Source organism: Hyphobacterium sp. (assembly GCF_965229905.1).
Lineage (GTDB): Bacteria > Pseudomonadota > Alphaproteobacteria > Caulobacterales > Maricaulaceae > Hyphobacterium.
This window is the reverse complement of record NZ_OZ245930.1, coordinates 467,446-489,705: the sequence shown is the minus strand read 5'-3', so window position 1 is coordinate 489,705 and position 22,260 is coordinate 467,446. Positions and strand designations below refer to the sequence as shown.

The 22,260-nt window shown below is 62.5% G+C and carries 20 protein-coding genes; 4 read left to right on the top strand and 16 right to left on the bottom strand.

What is annotated here, in order from left to right:
• Positions 1 to 75: 75 nt before the first annotated feature.
• The 6 genes from ACO08C_RS02455 to ACO08C_RS02430 form a co-directional block, all read right to left on the bottom strand.
• Positions 76 to 1,107, bottom strand: a complete 1,032-nt coding sequence (locus ACO08C_RS02455) for a D-Ala-D-Ala carboxypeptidase family metallohydrolase (protein WP_421787227.1) — start codon at positions 1,105 to 1,107, stop codon at positions 76 to 78.
• A 23-nt stretch (positions 1,108 to 1,130) separates the two neighbouring features.
• The gene (locus ACO08C_RS02450; RefSeq protein WP_421787225.1) at positions 1,131 to 3,011 is read right to left on the bottom strand and encodes a L,D-transpeptidase family protein; all 1,881 of its coding nucleotides are present in this window, start codon (positions 3,009 to 3,011) and stop codon (positions 1,131 to 1,133) included.
• Positions 3,012 to 3,225: 214 nt separating this feature from the next.
• Positions 3,226 to 3,429 (bottom strand): YgaP family membrane protein, encoded by a 204-nt coding sequence (locus ACO08C_RS02445; RefSeq protein ID WP_421787223.1) that lies wholly within the window; start codon positions 3,427 to 3,429, stop codon positions 3,226 to 3,228.
• Between the two features lies 1 nt (position 3,430).
• Positions 3,431 to 6,685, bottom strand: coding sequence for an efflux RND transporter permease subunit (locus ACO08C_RS02440; RefSeq protein WP_421787221.1), 3,255 nt, complete (start codon positions 6,683 to 6,685; stop codon positions 3,431 to 3,433).
• A complete protein-coding gene (locus tag ACO08C_RS02435; RefSeq protein WP_421787219.1) occupies positions 6,682 to 7,638 on the bottom strand; it encodes an efflux RND transporter periplasmic adaptor subunit in 957 nt (318 codons plus the stop codon). Before ACO08C_RS02435 ends, ACO08C_RS02440 begins: the two co-directional genes overlap by 4 nt.
• 4 nt (positions 7,639 to 7,642) lie before the next feature.
• The gene (locus ACO08C_RS02430; RefSeq protein ID WP_421787217.1) at positions 7,643 to 7,999 is read right to left on the bottom strand and encodes a rhodanese-like domain-containing protein; all 357 of its coding nucleotides are present in this window, start codon (positions 7,997 to 7,999) and stop codon (positions 7,643 to 7,645) included.
• Positions 8,000 to 8,082: 83 nt separating this feature from the next.
• Between ACO08C_RS02430 and ACO08C_RS02425 the strand changes: the two genes are divergently transcribed.
• Positions 8,083 to 8,418, top strand: coding sequence for an ArsR/SmtB family transcription factor (locus tag ACO08C_RS02425; RefSeq protein WP_421787215.1), 336 nt, complete (start codon positions 8,083 to 8,085; stop codon positions 8,416 to 8,418).
• 33 nt (positions 8,419 to 8,451) lie between these two features.
• Complete coding sequence (locus tag ACO08C_RS02420; protein ID WP_421787213.1) at positions 8,452 to 9,735, top strand: NAD(P)/FAD-dependent oxidoreductase; 1,284 nt, start codon at positions 8,452 to 8,454, stop codon at positions 9,733 to 9,735.
• Here ACO08C_RS02420 and ACO08C_RS02415 read toward each other — a convergent pair.
• The 9 genes from ACO08C_RS02415 to ACO08C_RS02375 all read right to left on the bottom strand — a co-directional run bounded on the left by ACO08C_RS02415 (position 9,732) and on the right by ACO08C_RS02375 (position 18,876).
• A complete protein-coding gene (locus ACO08C_RS02415; RefSeq protein ID WP_421787212.1) occupies positions 9,732 to 10,181 on the bottom strand; it encodes a hypothetical protein in 450 nt (149 codons plus the stop codon). The genes ACO08C_RS02420 and ACO08C_RS02415 overlap by 4 nt on opposite strands.
• A complete protein-coding gene (purB, locus tag ACO08C_RS02410; protein ID WP_421787210.1) occupies positions 10,178 to 11,479 on the bottom strand; it encodes an adenylosuccinate lyase in 1,302 nt (433 codons plus the stop codon). The genes ACO08C_RS02415 and purB overlap by 4 nt, the downstream gene beginning before the upstream one ends.
• A gap of 258 nt (positions 11,480 to 11,737) precedes the next feature.
• Complete coding sequence (locus tag ACO08C_RS02405; protein WP_421787208.1) at positions 11,738 to 12,502, bottom strand: isocitrate lyase/PEP mutase family protein; 765 nt, start codon at positions 12,500 to 12,502, stop codon at positions 11,738 to 11,740.
• Positions 12,499 to 13,557, bottom strand: coding sequence for a bifunctional transcriptional activator/DNA repair enzyme AdaA (locus ACO08C_RS02400; RefSeq protein WP_421787206.1), 1,059 nt, complete (start codon positions 13,555 to 13,557; stop codon positions 12,499 to 12,501). The genes ACO08C_RS02405 and ACO08C_RS02400 overlap by 4 nt, the downstream gene beginning before the upstream one ends.
• 50 nt (positions 13,558 to 13,607) lie before the next feature.
• Positions 13,608 to 14,831: a threonine synthase gene (locus ACO08C_RS02395; RefSeq protein WP_421787204.1), complete on the bottom strand. Its 1,224-nt coding sequence runs from the start codon at positions 14,829 to 14,831 to the stop codon at positions 13,608 to 13,610.
• A gap of 194 nt (positions 14,832 to 15,025) precedes the next feature.
• The gene (gene radC / locus ACO08C_RS02390; protein ID WP_421787202.1) at positions 15,026 to 15,715 is read right to left on the bottom strand and encodes a RadC family protein; all 690 of its coding nucleotides are present in this window, start codon (positions 15,713 to 15,715) and stop codon (positions 15,026 to 15,028) included.
• Positions 15,716 to 15,719: 4 nt separating this feature from the next.
• Positions 15,720 to 16,556, bottom strand: coding sequence for a type I methionyl aminopeptidase (map, locus tag ACO08C_RS02385; protein ID WP_421787200.1), 837 nt, complete (start codon positions 16,554 to 16,556; stop codon positions 15,720 to 15,722).
• A gap of 92 nt (positions 16,557 to 16,648) precedes the next feature.
• Positions 16,649 to 18,325 carry a M28 family peptidase gene (locus ACO08C_RS02380; protein WP_421787198.1) on the bottom strand — a complete coding sequence of 559 codons (1,677 nt, stop codon included), beginning with the start codon at positions 18,323 to 18,325 and terminating at the stop codon, positions 16,649 to 16,651.
• 53 nt (positions 18,326 to 18,378) lie between these two features.
• Positions 18,379 to 18,876 carry an acyl-CoA thioesterase gene (locus tag ACO08C_RS02375; RefSeq protein WP_421787196.1) on the bottom strand — a complete coding sequence of 166 codons (498 nt, stop codon included), beginning with the start codon at positions 18,874 to 18,876 and terminating at the stop codon, positions 18,379 to 18,381.
• A 46-nt stretch (positions 18,877 to 18,922) separates the two neighbouring features.
• Here ACO08C_RS02375 and ACO08C_RS02370 point away from each other — a divergent pair, with 46 nt between their 5' ends.
• Positions 18,923 to 19,711 carry a competence/damage-inducible protein A gene (locus ACO08C_RS02370; RefSeq protein WP_421787194.1) on the top strand — a complete coding sequence of 263 codons (789 nt, stop codon included), beginning with the start codon at positions 18,923 to 18,925 and terminating at the stop codon, positions 19,709 to 19,711.
• A gap of 50 nt (positions 19,712 to 19,761) precedes the next feature.
• Here ACO08C_RS02370 and ACO08C_RS02365 read toward each other — a convergent pair whose 3' ends face one another.
• Positions 19,762 to 20,106: a hypothetical protein gene (locus tag ACO08C_RS02365; protein ID WP_421787192.1), complete on the bottom strand. Its 345-nt coding sequence runs from the start codon at positions 20,104 to 20,106 to the stop codon at positions 19,762 to 19,764.
• Positions 20,107 to 20,341: 235 nt separating this feature from the next.
• Between ACO08C_RS02365 and ACO08C_RS02360 the strand changes: the two genes are divergently transcribed.
• Complete coding sequence (locus ACO08C_RS02360; RefSeq protein ID WP_421787190.1) at positions 20,342 to 22,177, top strand: vWA domain-containing protein; 1,836 nt, start codon at positions 20,342 to 20,344, stop codon at positions 22,175 to 22,177.
• Positions 22,178 to 22,260 lie beyond the last annotated feature (83 nt).

Genomic DNA, 22,260 nt, shown 5'->3' with positions numbered 1-22,260 from the left:
GCCCTCCCGGAAGCCACAACCTTAACACGTTTTGTGGGGTTGGTAAAAGCCGGGAGGACGAGTTTTCCGGTCGGCCTAGCTGCCGTGGCGGCCCCATCGTGCGATGCGGCCACGCCCGTCGATATGGACGAAGGGGCCGTGCACGGCATTGGCACCATAGGCCCCGATCCCACCGGCGGGCACGTCGTCACGGGACGTGAAAAGCCGGCTGGCGTAATCATAGAGGAATTCGGCGTCGGCCCGCGTCACGCGCCCGTCGCCGTTCAGATCGTCCATGACGCCGTCCCCGCCTAACACATCGGGATAGATGTCGGACGCATCGCCATACATGTGGCGCGAATATCGCGCCGAACCGATGGCATTATTGTAGAACGGCGTCCGGTAACCGCTCATAATGAAGAAGCTGTCCGCGGCCGTCAGCTCATCCTCGCGCAGCTCGCTGAGCAGGGCTTCCAGCCGGATGAGCATGTTCGAGGACACCAGCAGGAATTTCGGCCAATGGCCGGGCTGCTGTTTGCAGATGAACTGACCGATCGTGAAGCCCGGCGAAATCGGCGCGTCGAGGTCTTCGCGCGTAATGCGGATCAATCCTTCAGGCGCGTTTCGCGGATAGGTACCGATCCGGTAGCCCTCCAGCACGGTTTGGCCGTTCAGCGGCTGCAGCACGAATACCGACAGGCGGAACATTTCGCCATTCGCAGCCTCAATGCGCAGATCATGTACTCCGGCGCTGTCCGGGGCTCTCCAGCGGATATTGGCGGTGTCGCTGATCGTCTCGCCGTCGAGCCGGGCTTGGCCCGGCATGTTAAGGTTGAGGGCGAGAGTCTCACCCGGCATTACGGTTGCGTGCCAGACCGGATGGGGCACCTCTTCGCCATCGACCGACAGGCGGGCTGTTGCCGGCAATTCGACCGGCGTGACGCGGTCCACAGCCGCCTCGGCGGCTGTTGCTCCCGTGTCGGCGATCCCATCGGCGGCCGGATCCGGGTCGGCGACGGGACCGGCGAAAGGACTGTTGCGGTCGGCCGGTGCCGGCCCTTCATCTTGGGTGATCGCAAAAAGACCGACGGTGGCCACGGCGAGAGCGATCGCGGATACGCTTGTCATGATGATATTCACCTTGCGCCTCCCTATTGGAAGCGTTCGCCGACGGCCGAAGCATCGAGCCGCGCAATCACCGCATCGTCGCGGTCGTAGATGTCGTCGTGAAAGACAACGCGGCCGTCTTCATCGGTTGAAACCGTGAAATAGACGATGTGCACCGGAATCGGCTCGGCTATGTCGATACGGGTCCACTCGCCGGTGACAAAGGCGTCGTCCAGATCGGACAAGCGGTCACTGCTGCCGCCCGCCCTTACGACCCAGCGGGCCATCTCGAGCGGACGTTCCAACCGGATGCAGCCCGACGAGTAGGCGCGGTAATCGCGTTCGAACAGATGATCGTCCGGCGTGTCGTGCAGATACACCGAATGCTCGTTCGGGAACATGATCTTCACGCGGCCCAGCGCATTGTCGGCGCCGGATTCCTGCACCAGGCGATAACGGTCCGGCGTCGACGGATCAGTCCAGTCCAGATTTGCGCCATCCACACGCTCGCCGGTCTGGCGATCTAGGACATAATAGTTGCGCGCGGCGAGATAGCCCGGATCGGCCTGGATATCGTCGAGCTTGTCGCGGCGCAGAATGCTTTCCGGAACATACCAGCGCGGATTGGCGATGATGTATTCGACGGACTCCGAGAACACGGGCGTTTCGCGCGACGCCATTCCGACAATGGCGGCCATCGAAATGGTACGCTCGCCGTTCTCATAGCCGTGCACGTCAAAGCCCGGCAGGTTGACGCGGATATGCGTGTCGCCGAACGTTTCCGGTGCCCAGCGCCAGCGCTCCAGATTGGCGTCAATGCGCGCCAGCTTGGCTTCGGCGGTCACGTTTAGGGCCGCGAATGTGTTCGGACCCAGAATGCCGTCGCCTTCAAGGCCGTTCGCCCGTTGGAAATCCCGTACGGCCTCGGCGACCTGCGGCGTGTAGCGATGGGTTGGTGGCGTAATATCAATGTCCGGCGTGTCGGCATCCGGTGCCGCGTCTAGGATGATGACATTCTCGTCCTGCCGGGTGAGTGGAAAATACTGGATTGGTTGAATCGAAACCGACTGCCCGGCGCCCGACCACATGGCACCTGCCGCCGGCGGGTTGGACGAATTGCCGGATTGCATCAGGATTTCAAACTCAGGCGCGATATCGAAGTCTTCCTCCGCCAGCCGCTGACGGAGTTGCGCCACGACCGGATGCACATCGCCCTCCTCGATCACCTCGACGGCCGGCGCCAGCTGCGTGAACCCGCCCGCTTCGACATATCCGGCATACAATTCCCGGGCGGCGATCAGGTCTGCATACTCGCCATGGTCTTCGGTCCAGTCGCTGTAATCGAACTCGCCCCGCCCGGCGAAGGCCAGGTGATGACCCAGCGGTTCCGGATCCGGAGCATGCACCGTCGAGCGCTCGATCTCTTCGGGATCGACAATGCCGTTAGTCTGGCGATCGGCGACCAGCAGGAAGGCGCGCGACAGCGTCACATCGGCCTGCGCGCGGACGGCGCGGTCATCGTCGGAAAGATCGCGGATCGCGGACTCCACGGCGGCGCGGAAATCCGGATCGACATCCAGGCCATGATCGGCCAGGGCATCGATTGTTCCGGAAAATCGTTCGGCCCCGCCCGTCGTCCAGACCGGGTCGAAAACGCGCACGGCATAAGCGCGGCGCAGCGCAAGGTCGAGTGGGTTGCCGGCGTGAACCGTCGCGCCGGCGGTCACATCCGGTTCGACAATCGCTTGGATTTCAGCCGACACAGACCGGACGGGGAGAAGACCGGCCGGACCGGTTTGTTCGCCGATCACCTCGGCAACGGATGTTTGCAGGATCTCGTCCTGGGCAGCGGCGCTGTTAGCGGGGGCAAGCGCGGTCAGACCCAAAAAGCTGCACGACAGAAGTGCGTGACCACGAAAACTCATGACGGGCTCCTCGAATTGCATCGGTTGCAATAAACAATTCGAGGGCCGCACTATGGTTCCGAAAAATCGCAGTAAGCAATTGATTCGGTTGAAGGAACTTTCTGGCCGTCTATGCGTTCACGCGTGCTTTAAGGTCCCACAGGCATGGTCGCCGGCGGCGTCTCCGCGCAAAACACGCGCAGGATGTCACGCACCGGCGCGGCGATCGGCAGTGTTAGTCGAATGCGCCCTCCGGCTTCAGGCCCATGGCCTTGAATATCCGTGCCGCCGGGCAAAACCCGGTGAAACTCGACTGCACCAGGTTCAGTCCCACGAAAATCGCCAGCCCGATCCAGTAGGGATGCAGCAGCCAGGCGAGAAGGATGGATACGAGAACCAGCGTTCCCGCCATCAGGGTTACAGCGCGTCCGACAGTCATGTCAGTCTCCTTGGGTTTGCGAAGCCGCAGCAGCGGTCTTCGGCGTGTAAGCCGCATCGGCGTCCTTGAAGATCACGTAGATCGCAGGGATGACGAGCACGGTGAGAAGCGTCGAGGAGGCGAGGCCGAACAACAGCGAGATCGCCAGCCCCTGGAAGATGGGATCGCTCAGGATGACCGAGGCGCCGATCATCGCTGCCAGCGCGGTCAGGAGGATCGGTTTGAAGCGGATCGCGCCCGCCCGCAGCAACGTGTCGCGCAGCGGCTCGCCGGCTTCCGCCCCGTGGCGGATGAAATCAACCAGCAGAATGGAATTGCGGACGATGATGCCGGCCAGCGCGATGAAGCCGATCATGGAAGTGGCCGTAAACGCAGCGCCGAACAGCCAGTGCCCGAAGATGATGCCGATGAAGGTCAGCGGGATTGGGGTCAGTATGATCAACGGCACGCGGAAGGACCCGAACTGGGCAACCACGAGCACATAGATGCCAAGCAGGGCGACCATGAAGGCGGCGCCCATATCGCGGAACGTCACGTATGTGATCTCCCACTCGCCATCCCACAGCAACGTAACGTCGCTGTCGCTCGCCGGTTGGCCGTACAGCCGGATTGAGGGCTGCGGTATATCGGCTGACCAGGCGCGGTTTTCGAGCGCATCTGCGACGGCCATCATGCCGTAGATCGGTGCCTCGAATTCGCCCGCAAGCTCACCCATCACCATTTCCGCATAGCGGCCATTGCGGCGGAAGATCGGATGCGATCCAGCTTCCTCGGTGACCGTGACGACATCGCCCAGCTCGGCAATCTCGCGCGAGCCCGGCAAGGTGTTGGCCGGCACCGGCGTCGACGCGAGGCGTTCGGACCATGTCAGGCCGCTGTCGGGAAGCTGTACCGCGATTTCGACCGGGTTGCGGCCTTCCCCCCGGTGCGAATAGCCCACCGGCAGACCGTCGAACAGGGCGCTGATCGTGTCATAAACATCGCTTTGCTGGACGCGGAAAAACTCCAGGCTTTCCTGGTCGATCGCAATGCGCAGCCGCGGCCGGGGCTCGCCGAAGCTGTCGTCGATATCGACAATGTAGGGGATCTCTTCGAACGCCGCGCGCACTTCGGATGCCACCGCCCGGCGGATTTCAGCATCCGGACCGTAGATCTCGGCGAGCAGGGTCGCGAGCACCGGCGGACCGGGTGGGATTTCGGCCACCCGGACGACGGTACCGTCCGGCAGGTCCAGATCGGCCAGCAGCTCCCGGGCTTCCAGCGCAATATCGTGCGAGGATCGGTCGCGGTGATGCTTGGCTTCCAGATTGACCTGCAAATCGCCGAGCTCGGGGCGATCGCGCAAATAGTAGTGACGGACGAGCCCGTTGAAATTGAAGGGCGCGGCTGTCCCGGCATAAAGCTGGATCGATGTGGCTTCCGGCAATGCCGCAAGGCGGTCGGCCGCCTCCATGAGCACGCGCTCGGTGCGCTCCAGCGTCGCGCCTTCGGGCAAGTCCACCACCACCTGGAATTCCGACTTGTTGTCGAAGGGCAGCAGCTTCACCGTCACGGTGCGGGTGAAGAACAGCGTCATCGACGCCGCCGTCAGCACGCCCACGACGATCAGCAGAATCCAGGCCCGCTTGCGGTCGCGGATCACTGGTTTGGCGATCCGCCGGTACCAGCGCCCGAGAATGCCTTCGCTTTCATGATCGGCAGGGCTGGCCGCGTGCTTGCGCCGGCCGGCGATCACCTTCATCAGCCACGGCGTCAGGATCACCGCGACAAAGAAGGAAAAGATCATCGCCGCCGAGGCATTGATCGGGATCGGCGCCATGTAGGGCCCCATGAGACCGGAGACGAACAGCATCGGCAGCAGGGCGGCGACAACGGTCAGCGTCGCGACGATCGTCGGGTTTCCGACCTCGGCGACCGCCTCGATGGCCGACTGGATCCGCGTCTTGCCGGTATCCATCGCCCAGTGGCGGGCGATGTTCTCGATCACCACAATGGCGTCGTCGACCAGGATGCCGATCGAAAAAATCAGCGCGAACAGGGAGACACGATTGATCGTGAAGCCCATCAGGTTCGATGCAAACAGGGTCAGGAGAATGGTGGTCGGGATCACGACCAGCACGACCAGGCCCTCGCGCCATCCAATCACAAAAGTGACCAGCAGAACGATCGATACGGTCGCCAGCCCCAGATGAAACAGGAGTTCATTGGCTTTTTCATTTGCCGTTTCACCGTAATTCCGGGTGATGGCGATATCGATTTCCTCCGGGACGAGGTTGCCCTCGAGCAATTCGAGCCGTTCGAGAATGTGCTCGGCCACTACGACCGCATTCGCGCCCTCGCGCTTCGCCACGGCAAGCGTCACCGCGGGCGTGCGGGTCCAGACGTCATGATGGTCCGTTCGGGTCAGGTTCCAGGCGCGGGCATCGGCGGGCTCGGCGCCGACGACGACATCCGCCACGTCGCGGACATAGACCGGCCGCCCGTCGCGCGTGGTCAGCAGCAGAAGGCCGATATCGGGACCACCTTGCAAGGTCTGTCCGGCCACAATGGTGCGGGTCCGGTCCAGCGACGTAACGTCACCGGCCGGAAAGGACCGGTTGGCCTCCGCAACCCGCCCGGCGAGCTGCTGCAGCGTCACGCCGTATTGAGACAGCCGTTCGGGATCGGGCTCGATCCGGATCTGGTCGGCCCGCCCGCCGACAATGTAGGTCAGGCCGACATCCTCGACATTCATCAACGCCGATCGCAATTCCTCGGCAATATTGTAGAGCGCGTTGTCATCCCAGCGCGATCCGGCATCGGTGGAGGGCGATAGCGTGATCGAAACGATTGCCACATCGCTGATGCCGCGTCCGGCGATCAATGGCTCCGGCACGCCCATCGGCATTTGATCGTAATTGGCGCGAATCTCCTCGTGCACGCGGAGGATGGCATCGTCGAAATCAGTGCCGACCTCGAAACGCGCCGTCACCATGACCTGATCGTCCTGCGTCTGCGAATAGACGTGCTCAACCGCGCGGATCGACCCGATGATCGCTTCCAGCGGCTCGGTGATCAGTTCCACGGCGTCCGGCGCACGAAGCCCGTCGGCGCGCACCATGACATCCACCATCGGCACCGAGATCTGCGGCTCTTCCTCGCGCGGGATGGTCATTAGCGCGATCAGGCCGACGGCAAGGGAGGCCAGCAGGATCAGCGGTGACAGCGGTGAGGAGATGAAGGCCCGCGTCAGATGGCCGGAAATGCCGAGCTTCATGGCTGCACCAGAATGTCGCCGGCGGCGAGACCGGCGAGGATTTCGATCCGTCCTCCGCGGCGTTCGCCGGTCTGGACCACGACGTCCTGTTCACCGCCATCGGCGTCCCGGACGCGGACATAGTCGACGCCGTAGCGGGTCTCGAGATAAGCGGCGGGAATACGGATCGTGAGGCGTTCCTCGATCCCGACGAGCACCCGTACCCGCTCGCCGACGAAGTAGTCACCGAGCCCGTCAACCACGGCATCGGCGACCACGCGGCCGTCCTCAATGCGGGGGTAGACCTGCCGGATGAAGCCGGTGGCGGCGACATCGCCGGTCAGCTCGGCGCCGGCCACCCGGACAGAATCGCCCTCCGAAATCGACCGCGCATGCCGTTCGGGCAGCATCAGCCGCAGCACATACAATTCGGACGCAACCGCCGCGATGGTCTCGCCGGGCAGGACCACGCTGCCGGCCGTAACCGGAACCTCCAGGATGCGGCCCGCTGTTGGCGACAACACGTCGCCTTCACGTGTTTGCTGGACCAGAACGGCGCGTTCCTGCCGTGCCGAGGCAAGCTGGTTCTCGAGGACATCGACCGCTGTCTGCGCTTCATCGAGCCGCGCCTGGGCGAAAATGCCCCGGTCGAAGAGGTCCTGCGCCCGCGCCAGGTCGGTGCGGGCCTGCTCGAGTTGAGCGGTCAGCGCCGCAGCAATCGAATTGACCGCGCCGATCTGCGGCGCGAGTCGTTCATCGACAACCACGGCGATGATATCGCCCGCCGCCACTGCATCGCCTTCGTCGACAAGCAATTCACCGATTACGCCGCCGATGCGCGCGCGGGCGCCGACGACATCGACGCTTTCAACGGTGGCAAACACAGCTTTCTCGTCGAGAACGGCTTCAGGCACGACCGTATGCGTCTCGACCGACGTGATCTGAAGAAGGGCAGACAGCAGGGCGCTCCACATGGGGTTAGCCTTTCTGCGGATCGATGACCCGGCCGGTCGCCGGATCGACGGCTACGGTCGGCAGCCCGTCCGACTTCCATTGCATAATCCCGCCGGCCATGTGCTTGCCGATCGGGACACCGGCTTCCGCGCATTTCTGCAACGCCATGCCGGAGCGTTTGGCGGACCCGCAATGCAGGATCACCTCCCGCGATGGGTCGATCGGCAAAGCCGTCGCATCGAACGTCGACAGGGGATGCAGCAGCGCGCCGTGAATTCGCTCGGCCGCGAACTCGTGCGGTTCGCGGACATCGATTAGCACGGCTCGCCCGTCTTGCAGGGCGTCGGCGGTTTCTTTGGGACTGATTTCCTGAAGGCGCATGGCTCGCTCCGTTAGGCTTTACTAAATTATTGACATCTAATTTAGTGATAACTATTTTAGTGTCAACTAATGCGGAGTCGGGAATGAATGCGATGGCTGATCCGGATATCCGGGAGCTGCAGGAACAGGCGGGTGATGCTGCCGCGTTTCTGAAACTGCTGGCCAACGAAAAACGCCTTTTGATCCTTTGCCGCCTGGTATCGGGCGAGGCGACCGTGGCCGAGCTCACCGAGATGGCCGGCCTGTCGCAATCCGCCATGTCGCAGCATCTCGCGAAGATGCGGCAGGACGGGCTGGTGCGCGGCCGCAAGCACGGCCTGCAGGTATTCTATTCGATCGCGGACGAGCGCTGCCTCGGACTGCTGCAGCACCTCAAATCGGAGTTCTGCACAGCGGCCGAAGCTATCGCCGCGAAATAGCCGGCGGTTCTCGCCGGCAACAGGGAGGAGATGATGGCGCATATCGTTGTACTGGGAGCGGGCCTCGGAGGCGTTCCAATGGCGCTCGAAGCGCGCAAGGAACTTCGTAAGGAGGACAAGGTTACGGTGATCAGCGATTCGCCGACCTTCCATTTCACCCCGTCCAACCCGTGGGTCGCCGTCGACTGGCGCAAGCCGGATGCGATCAAGGTCGAGCTCGCGCCCATGTTCGCCAAAAAGAAGATCGATTTCATCCATTCCGCCGCCAAAAAGGTGCAGCCGGATCAGAACGCCGTTCTGCTCGAGAACGGCGAGACGGTGGACTACGACTATCTGGTGATCGCCACCGGCCCGGAACTGGCGTTTGACGAAATCGAAGGGCTGGGCCCCAAGAACGGCCACACCCAGTCGATCTGCCATGTCGACCATGCGGCCGAGTCAAAGCTGCACTGGGACGAGTTCGTTAAGGACCCCGGACCGATCGTGGTCGGGGCGGTGCAGGGCGCATCCTGCTTCGGACCGGCCTACGAGTTCGCCATGATCATGGAAACCGATCTGCGAAAGCGGAAGATCCGCGACAAGGTACCGATGACCTTCGTGACCTCCGAGCCCTATATCGGCCATCTCGGCCTCGACGGTGTCGGCGACACCAAGGGGTTGCTCGAAAGTGAAATGCGCGACCGCCATATCAAGTGGATTACGTCTGCGCGCGTGAAAAAGGTCGAGCTGGGCGTCATGACCGTCGAGGAAGTCGCCGAAGACGGTAGCGTCAGGAAAACCCATGAACTGCCCTTCAAATACTCCATGATGCTGCCAGCCTTCCGCGGCATCGAAGCCGTCCGGGACATCGAAGGCCTCGTCAATCCGCGCGGCTTCGTTATCGCCGACAAGACCCAGCAAAACCCGGCCTATCCGAATGTCTTTTCCGTGGGGGTTTGCGTCGCGATTGCGCCGGTCGACACCTATCCGGTGCCGGTCGGCGTGCCCAAGACCGGCTTCATGATCGAATCCATGGTGCACGCCGCAGCGAAGAACATTCGCGCCCTTATCGACGGCAAGGAACCCCGCCACGAAGCCACCTGGAATGCGGTCTGCATCGCCGACTTCGGTGATGGCGGCGTGACCTTCGTCGCCATGCCGCAAATCCCGCCCCGCAATGTGAACTGGTCGGCCGAAGGCGGCTGGGTTCACATGGCCAAGGTGGCGTTCGAAAAATACTTCCTTGGCAAGATCCGCCGCGGCGTTGGAGAGCCGTTCTATGAGAAGGCTGTTTTCGACATGCTCGGCGTTCACAAGGTGAAGCCAAAGGCCGGCTAGCCCGGCCTCTCCATTGTGGGCGGCAAGGATATCCCCCCGCGTTCATTGTCCCAGATCATCGAGATGATGCGCCACTTGCCGCCCGCATCCCTGTAGAACTGGATCGAATTGATGCCCCGCCGTTCCGGTTCGGGCGACTTCAGATCGGTCCGCGCCTCATAGCTCGACCAAGCATGGGCGATATTGCCGAACACCCGAACCTCGCAATTGAGCCCGATCTCGTAAAAGGCACTTGCATCGAAGAAGGGCGTGACGTTTTCGCGGTATTCGTCCGGCGACAGCATCGTCGCCCACGGCTGTCCATTGTCATCGACACCGGTCCGGATCTGCCGGCAATCCGGGTGAAAATAATCGAGATGCTTTGACCAGTCGCGCGGGCCCGCCGGTCCGGAAATCATCGCATAGATGGCCTGAACAACCGCGCGGATGTCGGCTTCATCGCTCAATCGCCGAACACTCTCGCAAAGATCGTATCGACATGTTTGAGGTGATAGCCCTCATCGAAACAAGTTTCGATCTGCTCATCTGACAGAAAGCCTTTGACGTCCGCGTCGGCCTTCAAATGATCGACCAGCCGGCCGCCCTCGTCCCACGTCTTCATGCCGTTGCGTTGCACCAGGCGATAGCCGTCTTCGCGTGACGCGCCGGCCTGGGTCAGCGCCAGCAGCACGCGCTGGGAATTGTGAATGCCGCCATAGGCGTCGAGGTTCTCGCGGCAACGATCTGCGTGCACGATCAGCTTCTCGATCATGCCGGCCGCACGGTGCAGGGCGAAATCGAGATGCACGGTCGAGTCAGGACCGATTCCGCGTTCCACGGAGGAATGCGAAATATCCCGCTCATGCCAGAGCGCGATGTTTTCCATCGCCGGCACCACCGCCATCCGCACCAGCCGCGCCTGGCCGGTCAGGTTCTCAGTAAGAATCGGATTGCGCTTGTGCGGCATGGCCGACGAGCCCTTCTGGCCCTTGGCGAAATATTCCTGCGCCTCGCGAACTTCAGAGCGCTGCAAATGGCGCACCTCGATGGCGATATTCTCGATCGCGGAAGCGATGAGCCCCAGCACCGCGAAATAATTCGCATGCCGGTCGCGCGGAATGACCTGTGTCGAGATCGGCTCGACGGTGAGGCCCATCTGCTCCGCCACATGCGCTTCCACCGACGGATCGACATTGGCAAATGTCCCGACCGCGCCGGAAATCGCGCAGGTCGCCACCTCGTCGCGCGCCCGCACCAGCCGTTCGCGATTGCGCGCGAACTCGGCGTAAAAACGCGCGAACTTCAGCCCCATCGTCGTCGGCTCGGCATGGATGCCGTGCGAGCGCCCGATACAGGCCGTGTATTTGTGTTCAAAGGCGCGCGTCTTGAGCGCCGCCAGCACCCGGTCCACGCCCTCCAGCAGGATATCCGCCGCATCGCGCATCTGCACGGCGAGGCAGGTGTCCAACACATCCGAGGAGGTCAGCCCCTGATGGACAAAGCGCGCCTCATCGCCGACAAGCTCGGCCAGATGGGTCAGGAATGCGATAACATCATGCTTTACCTCGGCTTCGATCTCGTCGATCCGGGCCACGTCGAACGTCTTGTCCTTGGCTTTCCACACGGCCTTGGCGGCGTCTTCGGGCACCACGCCCAGCTCGGCCAGCTTGTCGGTGGCGTGCGCCTCGATCTCGAACCAGATGCGGTACTTGTTTTCCGGCGACCAGATCGCCGCCATCTCCGGCCGTGTGTATCGGGGAATCATGCGCGTCGGGCTCCGCTAATCTTCTCGAGCATTTTCAGCAAAAGTGGGGACCGGTTTTGCGGTTCGAAAATGCGGTCATTGAAAGTAGCGCGTGATGCGCTTCCATGCCGGGAAGGTCAAGGGGAGGGCGGGTTCGTGTTCTTTTCCTCCCCCGCCTGCGGGGGAGGGGGACCACGAAGTGGTGGAGGGGGCAATTGCCCCCCTCGTCCCTTCGGGACACTCCCCCCGTGAACGGGGGGAGAAAACAATCTGGCAAGCCTACCCCCCATACACTCCCTTCGCCCGGTCCGTCAGCGCGCGCATCGCCTCGCGATAGGGGGAAGGCCCGTGACTGATGCGGGCGACGCCGAGCTTTGCCATCTCGGCGATCGAGGGCGCGCCGTCTTTCATGTAGGCGTTCACCGGCAGAGCCGTGTGCTCGCACATCCGCGCGATGAGGTCCGCATCGACAAGGCCGGGTACAAAAAGCCCGCTCGCCCCCGCTTCGGCATAGACATCGCAGCGATCCGTCGCCTCTTTCATCTTTGACGCATGATCCGCTGCGTCGGACTGCAGGAACACATCGGTGCGCGCATTGATGAAGAAGGGAATGCCGGTCTCGTCGGCAACGGCACGGATGGCGGCGATCCGGTGCGCCTGATCCTCTTGGGAGTAAAGCCCGTCACCGCCGACAATCCGGTCCTCGAAATTACAGCCGACCGCGCCGGCCGCGATCAGCTTCGCGGCATTGTCGGCAATGAATTCCGGTGCCTTGGCGTAGCCGCCCTCGAAATCGATCGAGACCGGCAGTTCGACCGAAGCGGCAATCTGCTTGGCCGTGCGCATCAGCCGGTCCAGCGGGATTTTTTCGCCGTCCTCATAGCCTTGTGACGCGGCGACCGACCAGCTGCCGGTGGCGATGGCCTTGGCCCCCGCCGCGGCCACAGCCCGCGCGCTGCCGGCATCCCAGATATTGTACAACACCAGGGGGTCCGCCTTGCGGTGGAGCGCATGAAAGGCCTGGGCTTTTTCCGCTTGCGTCATGAGTTCAGTCCTTTTGCGTATTGCTGTTCCAGCGAGATGAGCTTCTGTTTGCGCCATAGCCCGCCGCCATAACCGGTGAGCGAGCCATCCGCCCCGATCACGCGGTGACAGGGAATGACGATGGCGATCTGGTTGGCGCCGTTGGCGCGCGCCACGGCGCGGGTCGCATTCGGGTTGCCGATCGCTTCTGCCAGTTGCAGATAGCTGCGTGTCGCGCCGGCCGGGATTTTGATCAGTTCGCGCCAGACCTCACGCGTGAAGGCGCTGCCATGCAGTTTCAGTGGCGTCTCGAACCGCGCCGACCGGCCGTCGAAGAAGGCATCCAGCTCGTGCGCGATCTGCATTGTGATCGGTGTCTCGCCGATCCCGATTCCGCCCGCGGAAGTCTCCAGCTTCTTCAGCTCTGTCGGCAGCGCCTTGCGGTCCGCGAATTCGAGCAGATGGAGGTGCGTGTTATCGGCCACGGCGATCATCGGGCCGAGCGGCGTGTCGAGCCAATGCGCTTTCAGGATTTCCTGATCGGTGAAGGCGAAAGGCGCCTTGCCGGCCAGCCGGGCAAAGGCCTGGCGGAAGCCGCTGGCGGACTCGAACCCGGCGCTCAATTGCGCATCGATCACCCGCTCGCCCGTGGCCAGCGCCTCGAATCCGTCGCGCAACCGGTAGAGCCGGGCGATTTCGAGAAATGTCATCCCGTAATGCCGTTTGAAGGCGCGCCGCACGGTCGAGGGATCATAGCCAAGGCGAACGATATCGCCCTCTGACCAGCGCCGGCTCGCATCCGCATTGAGGCGGGACATCAGGTCGAGAATGACAGGATCGCTCTCTGCCGCCGTGGTCATCGGATGACAGCGTTTGCAGGCGCGATAACCCGCTTCAAGGCATTGCGCGACGGTCTCGAAGAACTGGCAATTCTTGCGCTTCGGCTTGCGCGCCGGACAGGTCAGCCGGCAGAAAATCCCGGTCGAGGTCACGCCGACAAAGGCGCGCCCGTCAAAGGCATTGTCGCGGCGCACCAGCGCGTCATAAAGCTCGTCAGGGGAGGGCGTGAACAACATGTCCCGTGTCTAGCAGAGCCCGCATCGCCCGTCCGCCGAAAATCGGGCGTTTATTCCAGCGATGCCCAATCGATCTCGGCATGCCGGTCGAGCGTCCGCGAGAAATCCGGCATGGCGTATTTCAGCCCTGACCCGCAATTGAACAGCACGGCTTCGGCATCGCGGTCGATCAGCCCTTCATCCAGCGCCTTTCCACAAGCCGCAAGTGTTGCTGCGCCTTCCGGACAGAGCAACAGCCCGTCCGCGCGCCCGCACACGGCCCGTGCTTGCTCGATCTGCTCTTCCGAGACCGCGATCGCCGCCCCGCTGCTCTCCCGCACCGCCCGCAAGATCAGGAAATCACCAATCGCCTTGGGAACCCTTATGCCCATCGCCGCGGTCTCGGCGTCGATCCATTCCTCGGCATGCTCGGCCCCGGCTTCGAAGGCCTTGACGATCGGGGCGCAGCCCTCGGCCTGCACGGCAAACATTTTCGGGCGTTCGGATCCGATCCAGCCCAGCCGCTCCATCTCGTCGAACGCTTTCCACATGCCGATCAGGCCGGTCCCGCCCCCGGTCGGATAGAAGATCGCATCCGGCAATCGCCAGCCGAGCTGCGCGGCAAGTTCCAGCCCCATCGTCTTCTTGCCCTCGATCCGGTAGGGCTCTTTCAGCGTCGAAACGTCGAACCAGCCGATCTTGTCCTTGCCGGCGCCGACCAGCGCCCCGCACTGGTGGATATAGCCGTTGACGCGGAACACCTTGCCGCCCTGCAGCGCGATCTCGCGGATATTGACCTCGGGCGTGTCGTCTGGGGCAAAGCACCAGCTTTCGATCCCGGCGCGCGTCGCATAGGCCGACAGCGCCGCCCCGGCATTGCCATTGGTGGGCATCGCCATTTTCGTGATGCCGTAGGACTTTGCCATGGCGACCGCGAGGGCAAGGCCGCGCGCCTTGAAACTCCCCGTCGGCAACCGCCCCTCATCCTTGGTGATCAGGCGGCCCCTGCCGCCATACTGCGCCATGGTCTGCGGACAATCGATCAGCGGCGTATCGACCTCGCCGAGCGCGACCACGTCCTCATCCTGTTTCACGGGCAGCAGCTCGCGCCATTTCCAGAAGCCGCCCGTCCGCGCCCAGATCGCGTCCCGATCAAGTTCATCGCGCACTGCCTCAAAATCATATCGCGCCAGCAAGGGCTTGCCAGCCTCAGAGAGATTGTGCGGCCGGCCGGTCTCGTAGCGCTCACCGGTGGCCGAGCACTCAAGGTGGGTGAAGACGTTTCTGTAAGGCATGGGCGAGTGTTAGGCGGGAGAAGGGATTCGCTCAAGCATTCTGGCGTTCCGGTGGCCGGAAACCCCTCACCCAGCCTGCTTATCGCTTCGCGATCTCGCAGTCTTTCCCCAAAGGGGAGAGGGAAGAGAATGGCGGCCATGCGAATGGCCGGCTTTCGAGGGTGAGGGGTGGCGAAGGCGTGGGGCGGAAAACCCTAGATCAGCCCCAGCGTTTTGAAACTCGCCGTCGTCTCTCGGCCGATGATCAGATGATCGTGGACCACGATGTTGAAGGGTTCGCAGGCGGCCACAATCGTCTTGGTGATCTCGATATCCGCCGTCGACGGCGTGACATCGCCGGAGGGGTGATTGTGCACGAGGATGATGGCACTGGCCTCTTGTGCCAGCGCGCGTTTCACCACTTCGCGCGGATAGACCGGCGCTTGGTCGACCGTGCCCCGGGAAATGACCTCGTCGGCCATCAGCCGGTTCTTCTTGTCGAGAAACAGCACACGGAATTGTTCGACCGGTTCGTGCTGCATTGCGGTCCGGCAATAGGAGATCAGGGCGTTCCAGGACGAGATCACCGGCCGGTTCAGCGCCCCTTCGCGCGCCATGCGAGCTGAGACCGCCTGCAACAGGCGCAAATCGAGCGCGGTCTTCTCCGATACGCCCTTTACTTCTGAGAGCGCCGTGACCGGCGCCGTGACCACTCCGCCGAGATCGCCGAATCGCGCGATCAAATCCTTGGCGATCGGTTTGATATCGCGGCGGGGGATCGAACGGAACAGGAAGAGCTCCAGGAGCTCGTAGTCCGCGAGCGCATCACCGCCAGAAGTTGCAAATCGAGTCCTGAGTCGGTCGCGATGACCCGCATGATGCGGTGGCGCGGCCTTGTCGGGCATGGGGTCAGGCGGAGTAGGGCGGACAGTCGAGCCCGGCCGGGGATTTCGTGAAGATCTCGACGCCGTCCTCGGTGACGCCCACCGTGTGCTCGAACTGCGCCGACAGGGATTTGTCGCGGGTCACGGCGGTCCAGCCGTCGGCGAGCACCTTCGCGTCAGGCCGGCCGAGATTGAGCATGGGTTCGACGGTGAAGAACATGCCGGGCTTGAGCTCCAGCCCTTCGCCGCGCTCGCCATAATGCAGCACGTTGGGACTGTCATGGAACAGGCGGCCAATCCCGTGGCCGCAGAAATCCTGCACCACCGAACACCGGTTGGCCTCGGCGATCTCCTGTATGGCAGCGCCAATATCGCCGAGCTTGGCGCCCGGCTTGATCTCCGCGATCCCGGCCATCAGTGCCTCATAGGTGACCTCGACCAGGCGCTCCGCCTTCCGGCGCGGCTCACCGACAATGAACATGCGGGAGGTATCGCCATGCCAGCCATCCAACAGGATGGTCACGTCGATATTGACGATATCGCCGTCCTTCAACGGTTTCGGCCCCGGAATGCCGTGGCAGATCACGTGATTGATCGAGGTGCAGGACGATTTCATATAGCCGCGATAGCCGAGCGTGGCCGGTACGCCGCCCTGATCGAACATGAATTTGCGCACCGCATCGTCGATCTCTTGCGTCGAGACGCCGGGCTGAACCATTGACACGATATGATCGAGCGTCGCCGCCGCGGCGCGTCCGGCCTTGCGCATGCCATCGAACGCTTCGGCGCCATGCAGTTTGACACGGCCGTCGCGCGAAACGTCTTGCGCGCCATCCGATTGAATGTCGTAAGCCAGATTCATGTCCTGTCCTGTGCCCTTGTCCCGTTCATATAATCAAAACGCGCGGCGTTTGAAACGCCGCGCGCCTGATTGTCAATCAAAGATGGGACGAATTAGCGGCCGGCGCCGAAATACTCGCCGAAGAAATCTCCCTCATTCCAGACCGGCGCCTCATCATTATTGGCGATTTCGCGGGCAATCAGGAAGTTGATATTGGCGAACTTGGCGCCCTGATCGTAGAGGATTTCCATTTCCTCATCGCTGTCCGGCTCATCCGACTGACGGTGATAATGGGTGTTCAAAAAACCCATAAAGCCTTCGCCCTGGTCCCAGCGCGGGTCCGGCGAGGAAAATCCCGTCATCAGAAAAACGGACGGCACGCCGCGGCGCACAAAATTATAGTGGTCCGATCGCACGAACAGATTTTGCTCTGGCAGCGGATCCGGGCTGACCGACACGCCGAGCCGGGCCGCCGCCCGCTGGGTGATCGGCCCCAGGCTCGACCGCTCGGCCCCGAAAGCGATCACATCCGAGAAATCATAGACGATGACCGGCATGTCGAGATTGACATTGGCCACCATCGCGTCGCCCGGAACGGTCGGGTTGAACGCGAAATATTCAGAGCCGAGAAGGCCTTGTTCTTCGGCCGCCAGAGCCACGAAGAGGAGCGAACGGCGCGGCGCGCCCGTCTGCATGAAGGTGCGCGCGGTTTCCAGCATGATCGCGGTGCCGGACGCATTGTCGACGGCGCCATTGCAGATGCGGTCTTCCTCGTTGTTGGACCGGCAGCCGGTCGTCGATACGCCGTTGGCGTCGGTGATGCCGACATGATCCAGGTGCGCGGTCAGCACGACAATCTCGTCCGCCAGCTCCGGGTCCGAACCCGGGATCAGGCCGACGACATTGTGGTCGGTGAACAGGTCGCGCTCGGTGCGTTGTTCCAGCGTCACCGTCACATTGAGCGGCATGGAGGCCGGTTCATTATTGTCGAGCTGCTCCATCGCGGTTTCAAACGTCATCTCGGCATTGGCGAAAAGGGCCTGTGCGCCTTCCTGCGAAACGCCGGACGCGACCTGCAGCTGACTATAGCTCGGCTCGTTTGCGCCCGGGCCTAGCGTGATGTTGGAGGCTTCAACGGCGCGCGCCGCGAATCCGGAATAGGTTTCCGTCGGGGTCGGTGAAATCTGGATATAACCGATCGCACCGCGCGCCGCCGCATTCTCGCGCTTGGTCGAAGACCGGCGCTGATGCGAGCGTTCGTCGGAGGGCATGATGTCCGGTGCGCCTCCAAGATAGGCGACGATGCGGCCATCGACATCAACGCCTTCATAATCGTCATAGCCGTGATGCGGCAGGGACAGCCCGTACCCGACAAACACGACCTCCGCCGTCACCGAGCTTTCGTCAAAAACCGGATGGCCGCTGACAATCAGGTTCGATCCATTCTCCAGCTCGACGGCGTCATCGTCCTCACCGACGATCAGGCGTCCGCCTTCCGCAACCGGTGTCAGCACCTGCATCGGCACCTCGGCAAAATAACCACCGGAATCGCCCGCCGGTTGCAGGCCGATGAGGCGGTATTGCGAGGCGATATAGTTGGCGGCAATGTCATAGCCGTCGGAACCGGCAGCACGTCCGCCCATCATGTCGTGGGCCAGAAAGCGGATATGGGCTTCGATATTCTCCGCTGGGATGTCGGGAATGAAGCTGTCATCATCGGACTGGGCGCAGGCGCTGGCCGGCAACAGAACGAGAAGGCTGGCGGACGCCAAGCGGACGAAGTGATTCACGAGACAACCCCTGTAATTAGCTGGTTTGCACTATAGATTTCCGGTGCTGCGCTTCAATCGCGACCGCCTAAACTTTCCGTCATCAGCGCCGCCTCGATATCCGGCAGTACGCGGTAATGCTTCACCAGCGCCGGCGACATTCGCGCTGGCCGGCCAGTGCGCAATTTGAAGCAGACCAGGTCCATCCGTGCCCGGAAAACCGTTTGCCCGTTATCCGCGCGGCGGAACTGGAAACGCCGTTCTGCGCGAAGCCGGCCATCCGATTTCGTGATCCAGACCGCACAATCGAGCGCATCGCCCGCATGCGCATGGCCGAGATAGTCGCATTCCGAGCGCACGATCGCCATTCCATGCTCATACCGCACGAACTCGGTCCGCGGGTGCTCCGGAATGTCGTGATCCCAATGCGCCCAGGCGGTTTCGTCCGCCCAGGTCAGATAGCGCGCATTGTTGACGTGGCCGAATTCGTCCTCATCGGCCTCGTTGGCAACGATCCGGTGGAGATAGGGCGAGGGGAGGTCCCAGCCGTCAAAGGTCTTGGCCTTGTTCATGGGCTTTGCCTATATCCGCCGCAGGCGCGAGACGAAAGGGCCGCTTATGGCAAAGGCGAAACGGGTAACCGCAGGCGTTTTACTGATCGGTGACGAGCTCCTGTCCGGCCGCACGCGCGACATCAATCTCTCAGAGATCGCGAAATTCCTCGCACCGCTCGGCGTGGCGGTGATCGAATGCCGTGTTGTGCCGGACGAGCAGGATGAGATCGCTACGGCTGTCAATCATCTGCGCGAAAAGTGCGACTATGTGTTCACCACGGGCGGCATCGGCCCGACCCATGACGACATCACCGCCGATGCCATCGGGGCGGCTTTTGGCCAGCCCGTCGATGTCCGCGAAGATGCGCTGGCCATTATCGAGGAGTGGTATGCCAAGACGAAAACGCCGGTGACCGAGAGCCGCAAGCGCATGGCGCGGGTGCCGCAGGATGCCGTGCTGATCAACAACCCGGTCACCGGCGCGCCGGGGTTTCAGACCGGCAATGTCTTCACGCTGGCCGGCGTTCCGAAAATCGCGCGGGGCATGCTCGAGGATGTCGCCCACCGCATCGAAGGTGGTGAGGTGACGCTGTCACGCACCGTGGCGACGGGCGGATTGCGGGAAGGCGATCTTGCCGATGGCCTGCGCGAGCTGGCCGCGGAATATCCCGACATCTCGATCGGATCCTATCCGTATTTCTACGAAAACGAGGCTGGCGAGATCGTGCGCGGCACCAATCTTGTGGCACGATCAACCGATGAAGCGCGCCTGGATGAGGTGATCGGACAACTCGCCGATCTCTCACGCTCCGTGGGCGGAAATCCGGTCATCGATCCGCTGGACGCAAAATGACAAAGCGCAGGGCCTGCTAGCCCTGCGCTCCATCAGTCTGGAATGACCGCTTACGATACGAGAGCGATTTCGAACTGCGTGCCGTCGAGCTCGCAAACGTCGATTTCGACTTCTTCCACGACGCTGCCATCAGCCAGCGTGAAGCGGAAATCATGGAAGCAGTGGTCGGTGTCAGCCGCAACGGTCGCGGTGAATTCACCGTCAACTGTCAGCGATCCATCGACCAGGATATTTTCGCTCCAGCCATCGGTGGCGGAAGGGGCAGTGTGGATTTCAACCACGTCCTGTCCCGTCGCATTCACGAAAGTGATCGAGCTCGAGATGTCTTCCGCGATGACGGGGAAGGACAGAACAGCTGCCATCAGGGCGGAGGCAGAAAGAGAAGCGAATTTCATGGGCCGGTCGTCCTTTCACGACCGCCGGACCTCCCGGCGGTGCTTTTTCGACCGGCGCGCATTATCGGGCCGAATCGCCTGCTATGCAAAGGAAATCGAACGTCACACTGGCGTCGGATTTGCGGCAAATCAGCGGCAACCCTTTTTGGCCCCCTAATCGCCGCATTGCGGCTGGAGGATCAGATTCCTGCGAGGGGATCGTCATCTATCAGGGCCGGGGCCAAAGAGGAATGACATGACCAGAAAACTTCTGCTGACGACGGCGGTGAGTGCACTCGCATTGGGATTGACCCAGATACCGACCGTTGCGGCTGCCGCAATCCAGGATGCTGGCGTGGAGCGGGCGGATATTTTCGAGCAGTGCCCGACGCTTGTGGCCAATCAGTTTAGCCAGCGTGACGGATATGGGCGGCGAAGCCCGCAGTTTTCCTCGCCTTATGCGAATGCAGCACCGCCCCCACCCCCGCCGCCGCAACCGCACCCCGTACTGGAAGCCGCCGAGGCCGATGCCACGAGTGTGGTCGTAACCGGTTCCCGCATTTCTGCCGCGCCCCAGGCCGCAGGCCTGACGGGTCCCCAGATCCAGCCGCAGCCTTTTCCTAGCGACATTGACCGCGAACGCTATGCGGATGTCGAACTGAACGATGTCGTGGTGACCGCCGAAAACCCGGTATCGACCTTTTCGGTCGATGTCGATACGGCCAGCTATTCCGTCGTCCGCGACTATCTCGCCGATGGCACGCTGCCGCCGCGCGATGCCGTCCGCGTCGAGGAGCTGGTCAATTATTTCGACTATGATTATCCGCTGCCCGAGAGCCGCGATGCGCCGTTCGAGGCCAGCGTCACCATTCTTCCCAATCCGTGGAATGAGCAGACCCAGCTCATGCATATCGGCGTCCAGGGTTATGACATTCCGCGCGAGGAAAGACCGCGCGCCAATCTCGTTTTCCTCGTCGATGTCTCCGGTTCGATGGGGTCGCCCGACAAGCTGCCGCTCGCCATCTCAGGCCTGCAAATGCTCGTCGAGCAACTCGACGATGACGATACCGTCTCCATTGTGGTCTATGCCGGTGCCGCGGGCGCCATTCTCGAGCCGACGCCGGGATCGCAGCGCCATTGCATCAATGCCGCGCTCGGCATGCTCGAAGCGGGTGGATCGACGGCAGGCGGCGAAGGCATGCGTCTCGCCTACAACTTCGCCCGGGAGCACTTTGACGACGACGCGGTCAATCGCGTCATGCTGCTGACCGACGGCGATTTCAATGTCGGCATCACCTCGGACGAGCGGTTGGAGGATTTTGTCGCCCGCGAGCGCGAAAGCGGCGTCTATCTTTCGGTCATGGGGTTTGGCCGCGGCAATTACAATGATGCGCTGATGCAGACGCTCGCCCAGAACGGCAACGGCCTCGCCGCCTATATCGACACCGAGGCGGAAGCCCGTCGCTTCTTCGTCGAAGAGGCGTCTTCGGCGCTCTTTCCGATCGCCAACGACGTCAAGCTGCAGATCGAGTTCAATCCGGATCGTGTCGCGGAATACCGCCTCATCGGCTACGAAACGCGCCTGCTGAACCGCGAGGACTTCAACAATGATCAGGTCGATGCCGGCGAGATCGGCTCCGGTCATTCAGTGACCGCGATCTACGAGATCACCGCGCCCGGCAGCCCGGCGCTCCTGAACGAACCGCTGCGATATGGCGAACGCCTCGAAACCGAAACCGGATTTTCAAGCGAATACGGGTTTTTTCGCGTGCGCTACAAGCGTGCCGGCGAAGACGAAAGCCGGCTCATCGAATTTCCTGTGACGACGGCAAACGAGGCGGCCAGCCTCGCCGCAGCCGGTGATGACATTGCGTTCTCGGTGGCCGTAGCCGGCTTTGCGCAGATTCTGCGCGGTGATGATTATCTGGCCGACGACGCCTTCGATCTCGGCCGGGTGGCCGCACTGGCGGAAGCTAATATCGGCGATGATCGCTACGGCTATCGCGCCGAATTCGTCCGCCTGGCGCGCGTGGCAGCCCGCGCGGCGAACCAGGAACCTCTGAAGCCGGGCCGGCGCGGACCCGCGCGCTAAGAATGATGACGGGCCGGACGGGTCCGCCCTCGTCCGGCCTCGAAGAACGCCTGCGCCGCAAGGGGCGCACTCGACAGAGATGC

Coding starts and splice junctions, on each gene's coding strand:
- ACO08C_RS02405 (WP_421787208.1), bottom strand. CDS start 12,502: ATGACGCAAGCGGAAAAAGCCCAGGCCTTTCATGCGCTCCACCGCAAG.
- purB (WP_421787210.1), bottom strand. CDS start 11,479: ATGATTCCCCGATACACACGGCCGGAGATGGCGGCGATCTGGTCGCCG.
- ACO08C_RS02375 (WP_421787196.1), bottom strand. CDS start 18,876: ATGAACAAGGCCAAGACCTTTGACGGCTGGGACCTCCCCTCGCCCTAT.
- ACO08C_RS02445 (WP_421787223.1), bottom strand. CDS start 3,429: ATGACTGTCGGACGCGCTGTAACCCTGATGGCGGGAACGCTGGTTCTC.
- ACO08C_RS02400 (WP_421787206.1), bottom strand. CDS start 13,557: ATGTTGTTCACGCCCTCCCCTGACGAGCTTTATGACGCGCTGGTGCGC.
- ACO08C_RS02450 (WP_421787225.1), bottom strand. CDS start 3,011: ATGAGTTTTCGTGGTCACGCACTTCTGTCGTGCAGCTTTTTGGGTCTG.
- ACO08C_RS02455 (WP_421787227.1), bottom strand. CDS start 1,107: ATGACAAGCGTATCCGCGATCGCTCTCGCCGTGGCCACCGTCGGTCTT.
- ACO08C_RS02370 (WP_421787194.1), top strand. CDS start 18,923: ATGGCAAAGGCGAAACGGGTAACCGCAGGCGTTTTACTGATCGGTGAC.
- ACO08C_RS02430 (WP_421787217.1), bottom strand. CDS start 7,999: ATGCGCCTTCAGGAAATCAGTCCCAAAGAAACCGCCGACGCCCTGCAA.
- ACO08C_RS02420 (WP_421787213.1), top strand. CDS start 8,452: ATGGCGCATATCGTTGTACTGGGAGCGGGCCTCGGAGGCGTTCCAATG.
- ACO08C_RS02395 (WP_421787204.1), bottom strand. CDS start 14,831: ATGCCTTACAGAAACGTCTTCACCCACCTTGAGTGCTCGGCCACCGGT.
- ACO08C_RS02365 (WP_421787192.1), bottom strand. CDS start 20,106: ATGAAATTCGCTTCTCTTTCTGCCTCCGCCCTGATGGCAGCTGTTCTG.
- map (WP_421787200.1), bottom strand. CDS start 16,556: ATGAATCTGGCTTACGACATTCAATCGGATGGCGCGCAAGACGTTTCG.
- ACO08C_RS02425 (WP_421787215.1), top strand. CDS start 8,083: ATGAATGCGATGGCTGATCCGGATATCCGGGAGCTGCAGGAACAGGCG.
- ACO08C_RS02360 (WP_421787190.1), top strand. CDS start 20,342: ATGACCAGAAAACTTCTGCTGACGACGGCGGTGAGTGCACTCGCATTG.
- ACO08C_RS02435 (WP_421787219.1), bottom strand. CDS start 7,638: ATGTGGAGCGCCCTGCTGTCTGCCCTTCTTCAGATCACGTCGGTCGAG.
- ACO08C_RS02440 (WP_421787221.1), bottom strand. CDS start 6,685: ATGAAGCTCGGCATTTCCGGCCATCTGACGCGGGCCTTCATCTCCTCA.
- radC (WP_421787202.1), bottom strand. CDS start 15,715: ATGCCCGACAAGGCCGCGCCACCGCATCATGCGGGTCATCGCGACCGA.